At 66.3% G+C, this 18,244-nt stretch carries 16 protein-coding genes; 8 read left to right on the forward strand and 8 right to left on the reverse strand.

Annotated features, from left to right (window positions below; translation table 11 throughout):
- Window positions 1-66 precede the first annotated feature (66 nt).
- Together I6F36_RS30950 and I6F36_RS30955 are read right to left on the reverse strand one after the other, a co-directional pair.
- Window positions 67-942: a dihydrodipicolinate synthase family protein gene (locus tag I6F36_RS30950; RefSeq protein ID WP_225172818.1), complete on the reverse strand. Its 876-nt coding sequence runs from the start codon at window positions 940-942 to the stop codon at window positions 67-69.
- A gap of 63 nt (window positions 943-1,005) precedes the next feature.
- Window positions 1,006-1,971: a VOC family protein gene (locus I6F36_RS30955; RefSeq protein WP_036009665.1), complete on the reverse strand. Its 966-nt coding sequence runs from the start codon at window positions 1,969-1,971 to the stop codon at window positions 1,006-1,008.
- 191 nt (window positions 1,972-2,162) lie between these two features.
- Here I6F36_RS30955 and I6F36_RS30960 point away from each other — a divergent pair, with 191 nt between their 5' ends.
- Together I6F36_RS30960 and I6F36_RS30965 are read left to right on the forward strand one after the other, a co-directional pair.
- Window positions 2,163-3,029 carry a S1C family serine protease gene (locus tag I6F36_RS30960; protein WP_225172819.1) on the forward strand — a complete coding sequence of 289 codons (867 nt, stop codon included), beginning with the start codon at window positions 2,163-2,165 and terminating at the stop codon, window positions 3,027-3,029.
- The gene (locus I6F36_RS30965) at window positions 3,026-3,397 is read left to right on the forward strand and encodes a response regulator transcription factor (protein WP_057027757.1); all 372 of its coding nucleotides are present in this window, start codon (window positions 3,026-3,028) and stop codon (window positions 3,395-3,397) included. The genes I6F36_RS30960 and I6F36_RS30965 overlap by 4 nt, the downstream gene beginning before the upstream one ends.
- A 25-nt stretch (window positions 3,398-3,422) precedes the next feature.
- Here the strand turns inward: I6F36_RS30965 and I6F36_RS30970 are convergent, their stop codons facing one another.
- The gene (locus tag I6F36_RS30970) at window positions 3,423-5,759 is read right to left on the reverse strand and encodes a Tex family protein (protein WP_225172820.1); all 2,337 of its coding nucleotides are present in this window, start codon (window positions 5,757-5,759) and stop codon (window positions 3,423-3,425) included.
- A 242-nt stretch (window positions 5,760-6,001) separates the two neighbouring features.
- On the opposite strand from I6F36_RS30970, the gene I6F36_RS30975 reads away from it, so the two are divergent.
- A complete protein-coding gene (locus I6F36_RS30975; RefSeq protein WP_225142143.1) occupies window positions 6,002-7,111 on the forward strand; it encodes a ring-opening amidohydrolase in 1,110 nt (369 codons plus the stop codon).
- Window positions 7,112-7,227: 116 nt separating this feature from the next.
- Window positions 7,228-8,700: an amidase gene (locus tag I6F36_RS30980; protein WP_225126715.1), complete on the forward strand. Its 1,473-nt coding sequence runs from the start codon at window positions 7,228-7,230 to the stop codon at window positions 8,698-8,700.
- Window positions 8,701-8,932: 232 nt separating this feature from the next.
- Here the strand turns inward: I6F36_RS30980 and I6F36_RS30985 are convergent, their stop codons facing one another.
- Complete coding sequence (locus tag I6F36_RS30985; RefSeq protein WP_036009675.1) at window positions 8,933-9,253, reverse strand: hypothetical protein; 321 nt, start codon at window positions 9,251-9,253, stop codon at window positions 8,933-8,935.
- A gap of 136 nt (window positions 9,254-9,389) precedes the next feature.
- On the opposite strand from I6F36_RS30985, the gene I6F36_RS30990 reads away from it, so the two are divergent.
- Together I6F36_RS30990 and I6F36_RS30995 are read left to right on the forward strand one after the other, a co-directional pair.
- Window positions 9,390-10,298, forward strand: coding sequence for a PaaI family thioesterase (locus I6F36_RS30990; protein WP_225126717.1), 909 nt, complete (start codon window positions 9,390-9,392; stop codon window positions 10,296-10,298).
- 68 nt (window positions 10,299-10,366) lie between these two features.
- On the forward strand, window positions 10,367-10,726 hold the full coding sequence (locus I6F36_RS30995) for a hypothetical protein (protein ID WP_036036192.1): 360 nt from the start codon (window positions 10,367-10,369) through the stop codon (window positions 10,724-10,726).
- 2 nt (window positions 10,727-10,728) lie between these two features.
- Here the strand turns inward: I6F36_RS30995 and poxB are convergent, their stop codons facing one another.
- The 3 genes from poxB to I6F36_RS31010 form a co-directional block, all read right to left on the reverse strand.
- The gene (gene poxB / locus I6F36_RS31000; protein WP_225172821.1) at window positions 10,729-12,465 is read right to left on the reverse strand and encodes a ubiquinone-dependent pyruvate dehydrogenase; all 1,737 of its coding nucleotides are present in this window, start codon (window positions 12,463-12,465) and stop codon (window positions 10,729-10,731) included.
- A 109-nt stretch (window positions 12,466-12,574) separates the two neighbouring features.
- Window positions 12,575-13,207 carry a 2-dehydro-3-deoxy-6-phosphogalactonate aldolase gene (locus tag I6F36_RS31005; RefSeq protein WP_225172822.1) on the reverse strand — a complete coding sequence of 211 codons (633 nt, stop codon included), beginning with the start codon at window positions 13,205-13,207 and terminating at the stop codon, window positions 12,575-12,577.
- 14 nt (window positions 13,208-13,221) lie between these two features.
- A complete protein-coding gene (locus I6F36_RS31010; RefSeq protein WP_225172823.1) occupies window positions 13,222-14,136 on the reverse strand; it encodes a 2-dehydro-3-deoxygalactonokinase in 915 nt (304 codons plus the stop codon).
- Between the two features lie 234 nt (window positions 14,137-14,370).
- Between I6F36_RS31010 and I6F36_RS31015 the strand changes: the two genes are divergently transcribed.
- Both I6F36_RS31015 and I6F36_RS31020 read left to right on the forward strand, forming a co-directional pair.
- Window positions 14,371-15,468 (forward strand): LLM class flavin-dependent oxidoreductase, encoded by a 1,098-nt coding sequence (locus I6F36_RS31015; protein ID WP_036028702.1) that lies wholly within the window; start codon window positions 14,371-14,373, stop codon window positions 15,466-15,468.
- 115 nt (window positions 15,469-15,583) lie between these two features.
- Entirely contained in the window at window positions 15,584-16,138 is a 555-nt protein-coding gene (locus tag I6F36_RS31020; RefSeq protein ID WP_036009648.1) for a flavin reductase family protein, read from the forward strand.
- 174 nt (window positions 16,139-16,312) lie between these two features.
- On the opposite strand, the gene I6F36_RS31025 is transcribed toward I6F36_RS31020, so the two are convergent.
- Window positions 16,313-18,166 carry a sigma-54-dependent Fis family transcriptional regulator gene (locus I6F36_RS31025; protein ID WP_225172824.1) on the reverse strand — a complete coding sequence of 618 codons (1,854 nt, stop codon included), beginning with the start codon at window positions 18,164-18,166 and terminating at the stop codon, window positions 16,313-16,315.
- Between the last annotated feature and the right edge of the window lie 78 nt (window positions 18,167-18,244).

Raw genomic sequence — 18,244 nt, forward strand, 5'->3', positions numbered from 1 at the left:
TTCTCGGTCAGGTATGGACCATTTTGCGCCCGGCACGGATGCCGGGGCATATTGCCGCGTGGCGAGCTATTCCAGCTCGCGCAGCGCCGTTTCCACGATTTTGCGCGCATCCGCCGTCAGTGGCGCCTGCGGCGGGACGGGGCCGCCGACGTCATAGCCCTGGATCGCAAGGCCGGCCTTGATGCACGCCGCGAGATTGAAACGGGCGAAGGCTTCGTTGATCCGCCACAGCCGCCGCTGCAGCGCCATGGCCTCGTCCCAGCGGCCGGCCGTGCATAGATCGTAGAGCATCACGCTCTGGCGCGGGATGATGCAGGCAGGTCCCGCCATCCAGCCGCGGCCGCCGATCAGCATCACCGCCGCCGGAATGTGGGCGGAGGCGGAGAACACGCGCAAGGAGTCCCCGCAGCGGTTCATGATCGATAGCAGCCGACCGGTGTTGGTCGAGGCATCCTTGATGTAGCCGATGCGCGGATGCTCGGCGAGGCGCGCGATGACGTCGAGCGTGAGATCGGAGCGCTGGAATTGCGGATTGGTGTAGATGACGACGGGAATGTCGACGGCATCGGCAATGGCGCGGAAATAGGATTCGACCTGCGCATCGGCCAGCGGGAAATACGCCTCCAAAATCGCAAGGATGCCGTCGGCCCCACACTTCTGGCAGGCTTTCGCCTGCGCCACCGCATCCGCCGTCGCGGTCGAGGCGACGCCGGCGATAACAGGCACGCGGCCCTGCGCGGCCTCAATCGTGATCTGCACGACCGCCGTACGTTGCGCGGCGTTTAGGTAAGCGAATTCGCCGGTCGAGCCCAACGGCGTCAGCCCGTGCACGCCGGCGCCGATCAGGTCGTCGCAGAGTTTTGCCAGCACGTTGGTTCGCACCGTGCCGTCGGCATCGATGGGCGAGACGAGATACGGAAAGACACCGTGGAATTCGGACATGCGGCGCGGATCCCGGTCGATTGGTTTGCGGCTGACGGCTATTACCAATGCCGGCGCCGGCGATCAAACCCTGAGCAGACGCACCCGCGTGCCCCAGGGATCGATCGCCTCCACCCCGTCCGCAAGCGCCGTGACCTTCACACCGCCTTTGCGCAGCCGTTCTTCCTGCGCGGCGAGCAGCTCCGGCTTCGCCATCACCAGCGAGAACCAGGCAAGACCGGTCGTGGACTCGTCGCGCTGGCCGGCGCCCTGGCTCTGCCAGACATTCATGCCGAGGTGATGGTGATAGCGGCCCGACGCCAGGAACGCGGCGCCGCTGCGGCGACGAGTCGGGTCGAGGCCGACCGTGCCGTGATAGAAGCTCTCGGCCTGCGCGAGATCGCCGACGCGCAGATGCATGTGGCCGATGCGCATTCCGTCCGGCGCCTTGGCATAATCGGGAACGCGCGTATTGGTGAGCGACAACAGGTCGGGAATGTTGAGCTCGTCGGTCGCCATCTTCACGCTACCCTCGCTCCATTGCCATTGCGAGGGGTCGCGGTCGGCATAGACCTCGATGCCGTTGCCTTCGGGGTCGTCGAGATAGACGGATTCGGAGACGAGATGATCGGCAAAGCCCGACAACGGCACGCGGTGCGAGGCGGCATGAACCAGCCAGCGCGCCAGATCCTTGCGGGTCGGCATCAGGAAGGCAGTGTGGTAGAGGCCTGCGGCGCTGCGCGATTCAATCGCGGCTTCGGGACGGGCCTCCAGCACCAGCAGCGTGAGGCCTGATGTGCCGAGCTTGGCTGTGGCCGCCGAGCGCTCCATCACGGTGAGCCCGATCACATCGCGGTAATAATCTGCGACTTTGTCGAGGCTCTTCACCCGCAGCGTCACCATGCCGACCCGCATCGGCGTACGGCTGGCAAAGGTGGGGCCGCCGCCCTGCGCTGTGCCCTCGGCACGGGCCGCGGCTGCGGCGGCCATGGCGAGCGAGGTGGCGCCGGCGAGCTGCAGCAGGGTGCGGCGGGTCAAGTCGATGGTCATCGGTCGGGCTCGCTGGAAATCCTCGAGGCCAAATGGCCCAATTTTGGGATTGCTACACGTTCCCGTGAGGCGCTCCCAATCACATGTTCGTCGGTCGCGGTCTTGCGGAGGCCGTCCTGGTCCTGGCCACCCGGCCAGTTTCGCAATCGCCCGCGGCATCCCAGATTGAGGACAACTTACGGGAGCCCGCCATGACTGATCTTAGTCCCCTGTCCTCACTGTCCTCCGCGCTCGCGGACATTGTGGCGCGCACCGCGCCGTCCGTCGTCTCCGTACATTCGCATCGCTCTCGCGCGACCGGCTTCGTCTGGAGGAGCGGCCTGATCATCACCGCCGATGAGGCCCTCGCCGACGAGGGCGAGGTCGAGATCGGCCTCGCCGACGGTAGTCGGGTCGCTGCCACGATCGCCGGCCGCGACCACACCACCGACATCGCGCTGCTGCGCACTGAGGCCGCGGCCGCGCCGGTCAAGCTCGCCACAACCGTCCCGCCGCTGGGCGCATTGTCGGTCGTGGTCGCGACCAGCCGGGAGACACCAAGCGCGGCGCTCGGGATGGTGTCGGCGTCCGGAAAGAGCTGGCGTTCCTTGCGCGGCGGCGACATCGATGCGCGGATCGAGCTCGACGTCCGCCTGCGCGGCAGCCAGCAGGGCGGCCTCGCGCTCGATGCATCGGGCAAAGCCTTCGGCATGGCCGTGCTCGGGCCGCGGCGCGTGCTGGTGATCCCGACCGCGACGATCGAGCGTGTCGCGCCCCAGCTCGAGGCGCGCGGCCGCATCGCACGCGGTTATCTCGGCCTCGGGCTGCAGCCGGTGCGGCTCGACGACGGTATCGGCGCGATGGTGATGAATGTCGACAAGGCCGGACCTTCGGCCGCGGCCGGCATCCGCCAGGGCGACGTGATCGTGGCGGTCAACGGCCAGAAGCTGTCGGGCGTGCGCGCGCTGTCGCGGACGCTGGGACCTGCGAGCGTCGGCGCGGTGGTCGACCTCGCCGTGCACCGTGGCGGCGAGCCGGTCAGCTTCAAGGTCACGGTCGGCGAAAGGCCGGAGGCGTGAGCGAGGACAAGACGGCCGAGATCGTACTGTCGCTTGAGATCGACGATTCCGCCCTCGCCGATCGCCTCGCGGCCCTGCTCGGCAATGTCGCCGGGCTTCGCCTCGCAGCGCCCGGCGAGCAGCCCGCCGCAACGATCGTCGCCCGCGATACGCGCATCATGCCTGCGGACATCGCGCTGACGCAGCGCGAGCTCGACGTGCTCGCGCTGATGGCCGAGGGCGCCTCCAACAAGATGATCGCACGGCAGCTCGGCATCTCCGTGCACACCGTGAAATTCCATGTCGGCTCGTTGCTCGACAAGCTCGACGCCACCGGCCGCACCGATGCGGTGGCGCATGCGGCGCGCCGCGGCGTGATCGAGCTTTGACAGCCCTAACGGCGCCGCTCAGCCGCTACACCCGCTTGCCGCCGTTCTTCTCCGCCGCGCGGCGCAGCGCTTCGGCGAGCGCGCCGCCGCCAGAAGATTCCTGCTTGCGCGGCGCCGCCGACGTCATGCGGCTTGCGTTGCGCTGATTGTTGTCGCGCTGCATGCCGGGGGCCTCCTTCTTAGGCCCGACCTCGTCGTCGAGGCGAAGCGTCAGCGAGATGCGCTTTCGGGCGACCTCGAAGTCCAGCACCTTCACCTTGACAATGTCGCCGGGCTTCACCACCTCGCGCGGATCCTTGATGTAGGTCCTCGACATCGCCGAGATGTGCACGAGGCCATCCTGGTGCACGCCGATGTCGACGAAGGCGCCGAAGGCGGCGACGTTGGTCACGGTGCCCTCGAGGATCATGCCCTTCTTGAGATCCTTGATCTCCTCGACGCCTTCCTTGAACACCGCCGCCTTGAACGCAGGGCGCGGGTCGCGACCGGGCTTTTCCAACTCGCGAAGGATGTCGGTGACGGTCGGCAGACCGAAGGTCTCGTCGACGAAATCCTTCGGCTTCAGCGTGCGCACGACGTCGCTGTTGCCGATCAGCGCCTTGATGTCGCTCCTGGTCGCTTCGAGAATCCGGCGCACCACGGGATAGGCTTCTGGATGCACGCCGGAGGCATCGAGCGGATCCTCGCCGCCGAGGATACGCAGGAAGCCCGCGCACTGCTCGAACGCCTTCGGCCCGAGCCGCGGCACGTCCTTGAGCGCCTTGCGCGACTTGAACGGACCATTGGCGTCGCGATGCGCCACGATGCTCTGGGCGAGGCCGGAGCCGACACCCGACACGCGCGCCAGCAGCGGCGCGGAGGCGGTGTTGACGTCGACGCCGACCGCGTTCACGCAATCCTCCACCACGGCGTCGAGCGATTTGGCGAGCTTGGCCTGGCCGAGGTCGTGTTGATACTGGCCGACGCCGATCGCCTTCGGCTCGATCTTGACGAGCTCGGCGAGCGGATCCTGCAGGCGCCGCGCGATCGACACCGCGCCGCGCAGGGTGACGTCGAGGCCGGGCAGCTCCTCCGAGGCGAAGGCCGAGGCCGAATAGACGGACGCGCCGGCTTCCGACACCACGATCTTGTTCATCTTCAGCTCAGGCAGACCCTTGACCAGCTCGGTGGCGAGCTTGTCGGTCTCGCGCGAGGCGGTGCCGTTGCCGATCGCGATCAGCTCGACGCGGTGCTTGATTGCGAGCCGGCCGAGCGTCGCCAGCGACTCGTTCCATTGCCGCTGCGGCTCGTGCGGATAGATCGCGGTGGTGTCGACCACCTTGCCGGTGGCATCGACGACGGCGACCTTCACGCCGGTGCGGTAGCCGGGATCGAGCCCCATGGTGACGCGGGTGCCGGCGGGCGCGGCCAGCAGGAGGTCACGCAGGTTCGAGGCGAACACGCGCACGGCCTCGGTCTCGGCCGAATTCCACAGCCGCATGCGCAGATCGATATTGAGATGCACCTGGATCTTGGTGCGCCAGGCCCAGCGCACGGTATCGATCAGCCAGCGGTCGCCGGGACGCTTGAGATCGGCAATGCCGAACCGCTTCATGATCTTCAATTCATAGGCGCTCGGCACGCCCGGCGGCGGCGCCTCGGCCTCGGGCTGAATTTGCAGGTCGAGAATTTCTTCTTTCTCGCCGCGGAACATCGCGAGGATGCGGTGCGAGGGCAGTTTTGTCAGCGGCTCGGAGAAATCGAAATAGTCGGCGAACTTCTCGCCCTCGGTCTTCTTGCCGTCGCGCACCTTGGAGGCCATGCGCGCATTGGTCCACATCTCCTCGCGCAGGGCGCCGATCAGATCGGCGTCCTCGTCGAAGCGCTCGACCAGGATGGCGCGGGCGCCGTCGAGCGCGGCAGCGGCGTCAGCGACGCCCTTCTCGGCGTTGATGAAGCCTTCCGCCACGACCTTCGGATCATTGCCGGGCTCAGCCATAAGCTGGTTGGCGAGCGGCTCAAGGCCGGCTTCCTTGGCGATCTCCGCCTTGGTGCGGCGCTTCGGCTTGAACGGCAGATAGATGTCCTCGAGGCGAGCCTTGCTGTCAGCGGCCATGATCGAGGCCTCGAGGGCCGCATCGAGCTTGCCCTGCTCGCGGACCGATTCGAGAATGGCCTTGCGGCGATCCTCGAGCTCGCGCAGGTAAACCAGGCGCTCCTCCAGAGTTCGCAATTGCGCGTCGTCGAGCGCACCGGTCGCTTCCTTGCGGTAGCGGGCGATGAAGGGAACCGTGGCGCCGCCGTCGAGCAGTGTCACCGCCGCCTCGACCTGCTCGGCGCGAACCCCAAGCTCCTGCGCAATTTTCTGGTTGATGTTTGCCACGCGAGATTCCCTCTAATCCAAGCACGCGGGCGCAGGGGCGAACCACCGGCCGCGGGACGCCGCTTATGGACCAACCAAGGTTGATTCATCAAGGTGCGGTGCGCAACCGTCGACAGAGGATTTTTTGCCCGACCGATGCGATCTCGCCACATTCGTGGGGGCGCGGCGACTTGACATCGGCCCCGCGTTCCGCGCCTGCTTGTTCCCGCCGGGCCAATGAACTCTCCGCACGAGGACCAATCATGCGTACCACATCGGTCGGCGTCTTCAGGATCGCCACCACGGGACCCGGCGACGTCTCCGGCCTGATGGACTTGATCGGCTCCGGCGCGATCGATCCCACCTCGATCCTCGCCGTTCTCGGCAAGACCGAGGGTAACGGCGGCGTCAACGATTTTACCCGGGAATACGCGGTGGCCGCGCTATGTACGGCGCTGGCACCCAAGCTTGGCCTGTCGGCGGAGGCAGTCGAGCAGCGTATCGCCTTCGTGATGTCCGGCGGCACCGAGGGCGTGCTGAGCCCGCACATCACGGTGTTCACGCGCAGCGAGGCCGAGCGCCCGGCAGGCCTTTCCGGCAAGCGCCTCAGCATCGGCATGGCGCACACGCGGGACTTCTTGCCCGAGGAACTCGGCCGCGCCGCGCAAATCGCCGAGACAGCGAAGGCCGTGCAGTCCGCAATGGCCGATGCCGGCATCAACGATCCCGCGGACGTTCATTTCGTTCAGATCAAGTGCCCGCTGCTGACCAGCGAGCGCGCTGCGGCGGCGAACGCCCGCGGCAACACAACGGCAACGACAAGCGCTTACAGCTCAATGGCCTATTCGCGCGGCGCGTCCGCGCTCGGCGTTGCGGTCGCGCTCGGCGAGATCGGCTCCGACCTCGACGATGAGGACGTGCTGCGGCGCTATGATCTGTTCTCCAAGGTGGCCTCGACCTCGTCGGGGATCGAGCTGATGCATAACGTCGTCATCGTGCTCGGCAACTCGGCATCTTCAGCGAGTGAGTTCGAGATCGGCCATGCCGTGATGGAGGATGCGATCGACGCCGCGGCGGTGCTATCGGCGTTGAACAGTGTCGGGCTCGGCGCTGCGCCGCAAACCACCGCGGGCCGCACGCTCGTCAACATCTTCGCCAAGGCTGAGGCCTCGCCGGACGGCACCGTGCGCGGCTTCCGCCACACCATGCTTGAAGACACTGACATCAGCTCGACACGCCACGCCCGCGCAGCGGTCGGCGGCCTGATCGCGGGCCTTGCCGGCACCGGCGCGGTCTACGTGTCCGGCGGCGCCGAGCATCAGGGGCCGGCCGGCGGCGGCCCGGTTGCAGCGATCGCACGACTGTCGGATTGATAGCCGGCAGCCCGACCTCTCCGCCGGGCGCAACCCTGCCCCTCGTGGCGCCTCGGTTGATTCACGCGGGCCGTTGCGAAAAAGGTGACGCCGCGGCCTTAAGGGGATTTGACTTCATGACTTTGCCGATGAGCTGGAATGAATGGGCACAGCACGATGGCGTCGCGCTGGCGGGGCGCGTTCGCAAGGGCGAGCTGACGGCGAAGGAGCTGGCGCGCCAGGCCGCCGCGGGCGTTGCCAAGGTCAATCCAGCGCTGTCCGGCGTGGTCGAGCTGTTCGAGGACGTGATCGCCGATCCCGCCAAGGACGGCGCCAATCTCGCAGGTCCGTTCGCCGGCCTGCCCTTCCTGATGAAGGACCTCGGACCGACCATGAAGGGCCGGCTGCAGGAGATGGGATCGCTGCTGATGCGCGGCAATCGCGCGAGCGCCGATACGTTCCTCACCGGCAAATTCCGTCAGGCGGGGCTCAACCTGATCGGTCGCACCACGACGCCAGAATTCGGCGTGTGCTCGTCGGCCGACAATCCTGCCGTCTACGTCACGCGCAATCCCTGGAATACGGACTACACCACCTGCGGCTCATCGGCAGGCAGCGCGGCGATGGTGGCCGCGGGCGTGGTGCCGATCGCGCATGCGACCGACGGCGGCGGCTCGATCCGCATTCCCGCCGGCGTCAACGGCAATATCGGCCTGAAGGTCTCGCGCGGCGTGTTCTCGCTCGCGCCGCACATGTCGGACCTGACCGGCCTCGTCTCGATCCAGGGCTGCCAGTCGCGCTCGGTGCGCGACACTGCCGCCTTCGTCGATCATGCGCGCGGGCCTGCGCCCGGCGAGTTCATGCCGTTCTGGACCACGGCGCAGCCTTATTGCGAGATGATCAAGCGCGATCCCGGCAAGCTTCGCATCGCGCTGTCGCACACATGGGGCAATTACACCGCGACGCCCGAGCTCGCTGCCGAGCTGGAGAAGGCCGGACGCTTCCTCGAAGGCCTCGGCCATCACGTCGACTATGCGCTGCCGGAGATCGACCTCCCGGCCGCCTTCGAGGCGCAGACCACCTGCTACATCTCGAACTTCGCGGTGGTGATCTCCAACATGCTCGCTGCGCGCGGACTGGAAAAGCCGCCGGAGGATCTGATCGAGCCGATGAACATCCGCATCTGGGAAGCCGGGCGCCACACCAGCTTTGCCGAGCGGGCGAAGATGCAGGCCGTGTTCAACACGACCTCGCGCGGCTTCGGCAGCTTCTTCGAGCAATGGGACGTGATCCTGACGCCGATCACGGCGCTGCCGACGCCGAAGGTCGGCACCAGGGAATATCTCACCATCTCGGACAATCCTGATGTGCGCGACTGGTTCGACAATCTGTGGCGCTTCTTCGCCTTCACGCCGCTCGCCAATCTCTGCGGCATGCCGGCGATTTCGATGCCGATGGCAAGCCAGGACCACGGCCTGCCGCTCGGCATCCAGGCGATCGCCAAGCAGGCCAATGACGGCCTATTGCTGCAGCTCGCCGCCCAGATCGAGCGCGCGCTCGACGGCAAGTGGAACGGCGGCAAGAAACCGAAGGTGCATGTAGGCTACTAGAGCGTGATGAGATCAGTTCGATCGCTACGGCGGAGGTGCACTCCCTCTCCCGCTTGCGGGAGAGGGCTGGGGAGAGGGTGTTTCCGCGATGGGACAATCCCCTAGAGGAGAAAGCCCTCACCCGCGCCTTCGGCGCGACCTCTCCCGCAAGCGGGAGAGGTTGCAGCGAGCCCGTGGCATGGATCTCGCTTTAGCAAGTGTGCGATCGCATCGATACGCGATCGCAACAGCCTCAGTTCTTGACCGCCGGTATCTCCTCCGCCACCGGCTGCTTCTGACCCTGCTGATACATCGCGAGCGCCTTTTCGAGGGCTTCGCGCAGTGCCAGTGCTGCGGCGACACTGCAACGCAGATGCGCGGTCTGGACCACGTCGACCCTGACGGCAGCGCCGACCGGCATCAACAGGTTTGCGGCAAGCTCGATCTGGATCGCGCCGTTGTGGTGACCGAAGCAGGATGCGCCGTCGAAATAGATGATCGGCGCCCGCTCGGCGCTGGAGGTGGAAATGGTGACGGGCCCCTGGGCGGTCGAGGGCGTTTCGGGGTCGGCCATGGGCGCTCCTTGCAGTTCATCGACGAACGAAGCGCCCAACATCGACGCTTCGGCGCGCCCTGTCGAGACCAAACCGTCCCATGCGGGGCTCATTCGGGATTTTGCGCGAGGCCCGACACTGGTCTAGAAGGTCCCCATGAGCACCACGCCGACCACGCTTGCCTTCGAGGAACTCGCCGAGGCCATCAAGGGCCGCCGCTCCGATTACGGCCATATCAGCGGGCTCCAGCTCGACCGGTTCGCACCTGGCGAGGCTTGGTCCAGCCTGCCCTATCGACCGGTCTTCGTCGGCGACACCGCGACCGGCGTGCTGCATGGCGGCGTCGTCACCGCGATGCTGGACGAGAGCTGCGGCATGGCGGTGCAACTTGCGCTCGACGGCACCCGCGCGATCGCGACCCTGGATCTGCGCATCGACTACCAGAAGCCGGCAACGCCCGGCCTCGACATCAAAGCGCATTCGGTCTGCTACCGCACCACGCGCTCGATCGCCTTCGTGCGCTCCACCGCCTATCAGGAGTCCGAGGACGATCCGGTCGCGACCGCGACCGCCTGCTTCATGATCGGCGCCAACCGCACCAACATGCTCGCCGACCGCCGGATGGATGCGCGCAGCATCCCGACGCTGGAGGCGCCGGAGGATCCGGACGGGCCCTTTGCGCGCAGCCCGTTCGCGCGCGCGCTCGGCATCCGCGTCAACGATGACGGCACGCTGACGATGCCGTTCTCGCCGCAGATCATCGGCAATCCGATCCTGCCGGCGATCCATGGCGGCATGACGGGCGCCTTCCTCGAGACCACCGCCATCATCGGCGTGGCGCGGGAGCTCGGCGCTAGCGCACCGCCCAAGCCGATCGGCCTCACCGTCAACTACTTGCGCTCCGGACGCGCGCTCGACACGTTTGCCGACGTCTCGATCGTGAAGCAGGGCCGACGTATCGTCGCCTTCGAGGCGCGGGCCTGGCAGGACGATGCGACGAGGCCGATCGCCACCGCTTTCGGTCACTTCATGCTGCGCCCGACGCCTGGAAGTGACGAGGAATAAGCCCATTTTGACTTGACGGCCGCAGCTCCGGCCCCAACGATAGCGCGCCTTTCGCCAGAGGAATTGGATTGCGGCATCCGCTCGACATCGTTGCCATGTTCGCCGCACTCTGGCTGCTGGCATCGATGGTACTCGACACGCTGACGCCGAAGGAGCTGACCGCGATCATGATCGGCATCGCGATCGGCCCGGCCATCGTCATCACCGCCGTGTTCTATTACCTGCGGTGCCCGCGAACGGATTTTGCGGTGATGTTCGCAGCGCTGTGGCTGATCTCCGATATCGCGATCGCCTTAATCTCGCCGAAGCAGCTGCCGCATTTCCTGATCGCGCTCGGCTTTCTGCCGGCGCTGCTGATCGGCGTCGTGCTGCACTGGCAGACTTTCACCTCTCCCCGGAGGGGAGAGGTGAACCACCGCGCCGGCTGATATCACCGCGGCAAGAGATTCGTCTTCGCGAGGTCGAGCACCTCGTCGCCGCGGCCGTTCATCACCGCGCGGAGCACCCAGAGGCTGAAGCCCTTGATTTGCTCGGCCGTGATGGTCGGCGGCATCGACAGCTCCTGCTTGGCGGTGACGACGTCGAGCAGCGCCGGCCCATTGTGCGCCAGCATCTCTTTCATCGCGCCCGGAAGCTCGCCGGGATCCTCGACGCGCTTGGCAAAGATGCCCATCGCGCGCGCCATCGCGGCGAAATCCGGGTTCTCCAGGTGGACATTTGTGTCGACGAAGCCCGCCGCCTTCATCTCCAGCGCGACGAAGCCGAGCACGCCGTTGTTGAAGACCACCACCTTCACCGGCAGCTTCTCCTGCGTCAGCGTGATCAGGTCGCCCATCAGCATGGTGAAGCCGCCGTCGCCGGAGAGCGAGATGACCTGGCGTCCGGGCTGCGCCGCTTGCGCCCCGATCGCCTGCGGCATGGCATTGGCCATCGAGCCGTGAACGAAGGAGCCGATCAGCCGGCGGCGGCCGTTCATGTCGAGATAGCGCGCCGCCCACACCGTCGGGGTGCCGACATCGGCGGTGAAGACGGCATCGTCGGAGGCATGGTCGCTGATGACCTTGGCGAGATATTGCGGATGGATCGGCTTGGCTCCGGGCGTGCCCTTGGCTAGCGAATCGAGGCCCTCGCGGGCTCTCTTGTAATGCGCGACGGCGTCGTCGAGATGCTTGCGCTGCGTCTTCGTCTTGAGCAGCGGCAGCAGCGCCTCGATGGTGAGCTTGACGTCGCCGACGAGACCGAGATCGATCCTGCAGCGCCGTCCCAGATTTTCCGGACGGATGTCGATCTGCGCGACCTTCGCATCATCAGGGAAGAACTGCTTGTAGGGGAAGTCGGTGCCGAGCATCACCAGTGCATCGCAGGCGTGCATCGCGGCGTAGCCCGAGGAGAAGCCGATGAAGCCGGTCATGCCGACGTCATAGGGGTTGTCGTATTCGACATGCTCCTTGCCGCCGAGCGCGTGCACGATCGGGCTCTTCAGCGCTTCAGCGAGTTGCATCAAAGGCGCATGCGCGCCGGCGCAGCCGCGGCCGCAGAACAGCGTGATGCGCTCGGCGCCGTTGAGAAGATCCGCGAGCGCCTGCAGCTCATCCGCTTGCGGCACGACCTTCGGCGGAGCCAGTGCAAGGCCACGCGTCGTCGACAGCGCGCGCTTCGGAGGACTCCGGAACGCGACATCGCCGGGCATCGCGACGACGGCAACGCCGCGCAAGCCGACCGCCGCGCGAATTGCATTCTCCAGCACGAAAGGCAGCTGGCTCGGGTCCGACACCAGCTCGCAATAATGGCTGCATTCGCGGAACAGGTTTTGCGGATGCGTCTCCTGGAAATAGCCCCCGCCGATCTCGGCGGTCGGGATCTGCGCCGCGATCGCCAGCACGGGAACGCGGCTGCGATGCGCGTCGAACAGGCCGTTGATCAGATGCAGATTGCCGGGGCCGCAGGAGCCCGCGCAGACCGCGAGGCTCCCGGTCATCTCGGCTTCGCCGGCCGCCGCGAAGGCCGCGACCTCCTCGTGCCGGACATGAATCCATTCGATCGTGCCGCGGCGGCGCAGCGCCTCGGTGAGCGCGTTCAGGCTGTCGCCGACGATGCCGTAGATGCGCTTGACCCCGGCCTGTTCGAGCGTTGCCACGAACAGATCGGCCACGTTGTTGATCGCCATGTCGGTCTCCTGATTCAGCCAGTCGCATAACACGATGCGCGCATGTCGGCATCGCGCCACCATATGGCAGAATAGACCAAGTCAGGATTACGGCTAGTTTATTGTCGGCTCAATCTTTCTCAATTGCCCGATCGTAAGCGGCAATTGTCACCTCTGCGCGGGCTGCGACATCTGTTGCCGTCATGCCTGGCTTGTAGAGGCTGGAGCCGAGCCCGAAGGCGGTCACCCCGCCCTTGATGTACTCGGCAAAATTCTGGTCGGAGACGCCGCCGACGGCGGCGATCATCACGCCTGCCGGCAGCACGGCACGGATCGCGGCGATGCCGGCAGCGCCGAGCACGCTCGCCGGAAAGAATTTCAGGCTCGACGCGCCCGCGCGCACCGCCAGCAGCGCCTCGGTCGGCGAGAACACGCCGGGCATGGTCACCATGCGATGCTGATGCGCGCGCGCCAGCACTTCGGTGTCGACATTGGGCGAGACCATCAGCCTGCCGCCGACATCGTTGAGACGATCGACATCTGCCGTCGTCAGCACCGTGCCGGCGCCAATCAACACGCCTGGTGGCGCGAGCTTCACGGCAAGCGCGATCGAGCGGAATGGATCGGGTGAATTCAGGGGGATCTCGATCGCGGTCATGCCGGCCTCGACCAAGATGCCGACGATCGCTTCGGTCTCCTCAGGCTTGATACCGCGCAGGATTGCGACCAGCGGCCGCTGCATCGGCGGAAAGGGAACGCTCATCTCTCGCAGTCCTTCTACTTCGTCCAGATCGCGGCTGCCGCCATCGACAGGCCGCGGCGGACGGCTTCATCCGCATCGACCGGATTTGCGGTTACCGAGAGCGCCTCGAATGCCAGCAGATACAGCACCGCAAGCCGCCCCGCGGCAATCAGCTGGACGCCCGCTTGCGGCACGGTGCCGGAGAGCCCTGCCGCGAGTTCCACACCGATCAACGTGCCCGACAGCGTCTCACGTGCCGCTGCCGGCGTGCCGCCGAACAAGAGCTGTCGCGACCGTGCAGTGAACAGCAGGTTGGCGGCGAAGGCCGGAGCATCGAATGCGGCCTTTACGCCTGCCTTGAAGCTCGCGAAATCTTCGGCGTCATCAGCGCCGGCGACCGCGAGCGACAGGATCGTCTCGCGCGAGACGGCGCTGAACAGCTCGCCGGTCATGAAGGTGGAGAAGCGCTCGACCGTGCCGTCTTTCACCCGCACCCATTTCGAATGCGTGCCGGGCATGCAGACCAGCGCCTCGCCCGCGGCATCGAGGCCGAGCGCGCCGAGCAATTGCGTCTCCTCGCCGCGCATGACGTCCGGCGCCTTGGCATCGCGCTGGGCGATGCCCGGCAGGATGCGAATGTCGCGCGCCTCGCCCGGCACGCGCACGGCCTGTTTCAGGACGGCTGAGAGCTTTGCCGGCGTGTCGACGTAGCCGGCCTCGACCCAGCCGGTCTTGGCACCGGCCATGCCGCAGACCAGAACCGGCAGATGCGCGGGCGCTTCGACCGCGGCCAGATGCGCTTGCAGCACGGCAGGAAAGCCGGTCCTAGCCGCCGCCAGCATGCCCTCACCGCTGCGGCGCTCGGCCAGCACCTGACCGGCGCGATCGACCAGCCAGAGCCGGAAGCTGCTGGTGCCCCAATCCACCGCGACATAGGCGGGTTCGGTCATGTCAGGTCTCGTCCTCGTCTCATGGCCAAGACGCCGTCTCGCGACACATGAGACGATGTCCAGAAGGCTCCCGTCGAGATACCGGCTATTGCACGGGCAAACCAGCCCTTTCTCTTCATTTTGAGGCTCCGCCGCGCTGGCACACCGCTTGCTCAAGGTTCATCACTCGACAAGGTTCATCACTCAACTCCGTCAACGCGCGACAAGACGCGTCAACATCAGATGAGGAAACCCATGGAGATCGGCTATTTCACGATGCCTTCGCATCCGCCGGAGTGCGGCCTGAAGGAAGGGAACGACTGGGATCTGCAGGTCATGCGCTGGCTCGACGAGCTCGGCTATCAGGAGGCCTGGGTCGGCGAGCACCACACCGCGCCCTGGGAACCCAATCCCACGCCGGACCTCTTGATCGCGCAGGCCTTGATGCAGACCAAGAAGCTGCGCATCGGGCCGGGCGGCTTCCTGCTGCCCTATCATCACCCGGCCGAACTCGCCAACCGCGTCGCCATGCTCGACCATCTCTCCGAAGGCCGGCTCAATTTCGGCGTGGCGGCGAGCGGGCTGCCGAGCGACTGGGCGATGTTCAACGTCGACGGCATGAGCGGGCAGAACCGCGACATGACGCGCGAGGCGCTGGAGATCATCCTGAAGCTGTGGACCGAGCCGGCGCCCTTCACCCACAAGGGCAAGTACTGGACGGTGACCAAGCCAGACACGATGTTCGACTTCCTCAAGCCCCATATCAAGCCGCTGCAGGCGCCGCATCCGCCGATCGGCGTTGCCGGTTTGTCCAAGAACTCGGACACGCTGAAGCTCGCCGGCGAGCGCGGCTTCATCCCGATGAGCCTCAACCTCAACCCGGCCTATGTCTCGAGCCATTGGGACTCGGTCGAGATCGGGGCCGCCAAGACCGGCCGCAAGCCGAACCGCCAGGACTGGCGCCTGGTGCGCGAGGTATTCGTCGCCGACACCGACGAAGAGGCCTGGAAGCTCTCGACCGGCGACATGATGGGCCGAATGATGAGCGAGTACTTCCTGCCGTTGCTCGGGCATTTCGGCTTCAAGGACTATCTGAAGCACGCGCCCGATGTGCCAGACAGCGACGTCACGGTCGAATATTGCGCGAAGCGGAACTGGATCGTCGGCTCGCCCGCGACCGTCGCCGAGAAGATCGAGAAGATCTACGACGAGGTCGGCGGCTTCGGCGTGCTGCTCGTGTTCGGCTTCGACTACAAGCATAAGGCCGAGGCCTGGCACCACTCGCTCTCGCTGCTGAAGAACGAGGTGATGCCGCGCCTTGGGCATCTCGGCTCCGCGAAGAAGGCGGCTTGACGCAAGCATGATCCGGAAAAGTGCATAGCGGTTTTCCGAAGAGATCATGCTAGACTCTTGGCGCCGGGTGCGGCGCGATCGTGCCGCACCCGCTTCTATTCTGGGAGATTTCCGCGTGACGGTGGACGCGAAGGACTTCAAGCAGGCGATGCGCCAATGTGCCGGTGCGGTAGCGCTGGTCACGGTGGGCGCCGAGCACGGCAGGCGCACGGGGCTGACGGTGACCTCGGCCTGCTCGTTGTCGGACAAGCCGCCCTCGCTGATCGTCTGCGTCAACCGCAACGCCAGCGCCCATGCGCGCATCCGGGAGGAAGGTGCTTTCGCCATCAACTTCTTGCACGAGGATCACGCGCTGCTCGCCCTCACCTTCAGCGGCCAGAAGGGCGTCGACGGCGACGATCGCTTCGCCTTCGGGCAATGGACGCGTGGCGTGACCGGCGCACCGGTGCTGGCGGACGCGGTGGCCGCGTTCGACTGCGTGCTGGCGCAGGAGTTCGAGACGACGACGCATTCGATCTTCGTCGGCGAGGTCCGCAGCGCCTCGCATTCCGCTGCCGTCACGCCGCTGGTGTACTTGCGCAGCAATTTCCACACGCCACGAGAACTCCGCGAGAACGTGACGATCGGCGATCTCGACGCACGGCATCTGAGCTGGACGGATTTTTCGTAGGACGAGTGCTCGCTTTCTTCCTTCTCCCCTTGTGGGAGAAGGTGGCGCGAAGCGCCGGATGAGGGGTATCTCTCTGCAAACTCACCAGAGTCATACGCGGAGAGAGACCCCTCACCCGTCTCGCCGCGGCGCGGCGAGCCACCCTCTCCCACAAGGGGAGAGGGGAAGAAAGAGCTACTGCGCCGTCTCGATCTTCAACTGCTTGATCTTGCGATACAGCGTCGCGCGGCTGAGCTTCAGTGCGCGCGCGGCTTCCGTCACGCGGCCATCATGCTTACGTAGCGCCGCGACAATCGTCGCACGCTCGGCTGCTTCGAGATCAGGCTCCGTCCGTCCGCCAAACGGCGGCAGATCGAGATCGGCATCGGTGATGACGCCATCTTCCGCCGTGCAGCCGGCGAGCCGCAGCACGTGGCGGAGCTGGCGCATGTTGCCGGGAAACGGGTAGGCCGCGAGCTGCGACCATGCCTCCTCCGAGAGCCGGCAGCTCGGCGCCTCCTCGCGCGCGATCTGGCGGATGATGTCGTCGCGGTCGGCGCGCTCGCGCAAGGCGGGCAGGCGCACTTCGATGCCGCGCAGGCGAAAATAGAGGTCGGCGCGGAAGGCCCCCGCTTCCGCCATGCGGCCGAGATCGCGATGCGTGGCGCTGATCAGGCGAATATCGACGGTGACGGGCTTGAGCGCGCCGAGCGGCCAGACCTCGCGGTTTTCCAGAACGCGCAACAGGCGCGTCTGCAAGCCGATCGGCATGTCGCCGATCTCGTCGAGGAACAGCGTACCGCCGTCGGCCTGCACGATCAGGCCCTTCGAACCCTCGCGCCGCGCGCCGGTGAAGGCGCCCGCCTCGTAGCCGAACAGCTCGGCGTCGATCAGGCTTTCCGGCATCGCCGCGCAATTGAGCGCGACATAATTGTTGCGCGCGCGGTTGCTCGCACCGTGAATGGCCCGCGCGAACACGTCCTTGCCGACGCCGGTCTCGCCATGCAGCAGCACCGGCAGATTGTGGTCGCCGATGCTCCGCAGCCGTTTGACGCTTCGGATCAGGCCGGGGTCGCGGCCGGCGAGCCGGTGCAACGCATCAAAGCGATCGACTTGCGCATCGCGGCGCGGCGCATGCGATCTCGCATGCAGGGGCGGAGCAACATGCCCCTGCCCCAACGGACGGCCGTCGCCATGGCGCAGCTCGACGATCTCGCCGCTGCCACGCGCAGCGTGATGGTCGAACTTGAGATAGCGCGACAGGTCGATGCCGGAGGCGATCATGCCGTCGGTGAGGCCGAGCAGCGCACGCGCCGAGCGGCAGGCGCCGACGATGCGGCGGTCGTCATCATAGGCGACGAGGCCGCTGCCGCCGTCACCGGGCACGGTGGCGATCCAGGCATTGCGGAAATGCCCGCGGAAGATCGCACCCTCCATCCGCCGCGTCGCCTCCATGGTCACCGCAAGTGCAAGCTGATGCGCGGCACGCTCCAGATCCTCACGGCAGGAGGTGATGTTGACGGCACCGGCGAGCCGGCCGACCGGATCGAACAGCGGCGCCACCGCGCAGGAGAACATGTGCCATTGCGCCCGAAAATGCTCGTCGCGATGCACCAGGATCGGCTTCTGCTCGGCCAGCGCGGTGCCGAGCCCATTGGTGCCCTCGCAAGCCTCGGCGAAGTTCGAGCCGGTGTAGATCTTCCAATCCAGAAACATCCTTGCATCGGCTTCGCCCGGCAGACGGCTGAACAGCATGGTCGCGTTGACATCGGCGAGATTGACGCAGTAGCCGGCGTCGCGCAGCACACGGGCGAGATCGTCGAGCTCGGGCGTGACGAGCCGGATCGTCTCCTCCATCGGCTCGGCGACATGGCGGATTTCGGCTTCGGTGAGCGTCTGCGGTGGGCCCTGGCGGGCGGGATCGAGCTTGTGGTTGACGAGGCAGCGCCGCCAGGAACTCGCAATCCGCGAAGAGGCATCGACGTCGGCCACATGATTGGCGACGGACAAGACACGGGCGACATGGTTCGAGGCCGAGAGGCTGGCCATCGCGGACGTCTCCACCCTGTATTATTATGCAAAGTCTGGCAGCACAGGCGGGGATGTCAATCGGGAACCGGGAAAGCA

The sequence above is a fragment of the Bradyrhizobium sp. BRP19 genome (assembly GCF_020194195.1).
GTDB classification, from domain to species: Bacteria; Pseudomonadota; Alphaproteobacteria; order Rhizobiales; family Xanthobacteraceae; genus Bradyrhizobium; species Bradyrhizobium yuanmingense.

Excerpts from the sequence above, each read along its gene's own strand:
- I6F36_RS31010 (WP_225172823.1), bottom strand. The coding sequence starts at position 14,136 with ATGACCGAACCCGCCTATGTCGCGGTGGATTGGGGCACCAGCAGCTTC.
- I6F36_RS31005 (WP_225172822.1), bottom strand. The coding sequence starts at position 13,207 with ATGAGCGTTCCCTTTCCGCCGATGCAGCGGCCGCTGGTCGCAATCCTG.
- I6F36_RS30980 (WP_225126715.1), top strand. The coding sequence starts at position 7,228 with ATGACTTTGCCGATGAGCTGGAATGAATGGGCACAGCACGATGGCGTC.
- I6F36_RS30955 (WP_036009665.1), bottom strand. The coding sequence starts at position 1,971 with ATGACCATCGACTTGACCCGCCGCACCCTGCTGCAGCTCGCCGGCGCC.
- I6F36_RS31025 (WP_225172824.1), bottom strand. The coding sequence starts at position 18,166 with ATGGCCAGCCTCTCGGCCTCGAACCATGTCGCCCGTGTCTTGTCCGTC.
- I6F36_RS30975 (WP_225142143.1), top strand. The coding sequence starts at position 6,002 with ATGCGTACCACATCGGTCGGCGTCTTCAGGATCGCCACCACGGGACCC.
- I6F36_RS30985 (WP_036009675.1), bottom strand. The coding sequence starts at position 9,253 with ATGGCCGACCCCGAAACGCCCTCGACCGCCCAGGGGCCCGTCACCATT.
- I6F36_RS31015 (WP_036028702.1), top strand. The coding sequence starts at position 14,371 with ATGGAGATCGGCTATTTCACGATGCCTTCGCATCCGCCGGAGTGCGGC.
- I6F36_RS30960 (WP_225172819.1), top strand. The coding sequence starts at position 2,163 with ATGACTGATCTTAGTCCCCTGTCCTCACTGTCCTCCGCGCTCGCGGAC.
- I6F36_RS30990 (WP_225126717.1), top strand. The coding sequence starts at position 9,390 with ATGAGCACCACGCCGACCACGCTTGCCTTCGAGGAACTCGCCGAGGCC.
- I6F36_RS30950 (WP_225172818.1), bottom strand. The coding sequence starts at position 942 with ATGTCCGAATTCCACGGTGTCTTTCCGTATCTCGTCTCGCCCATCGAT.
- poxB (WP_225172821.1), bottom strand. The coding sequence starts at position 12,465 with ATGGCGATCAACAACGTGGCCGATCTGTTCGTGGCAACGCTCGAACAG.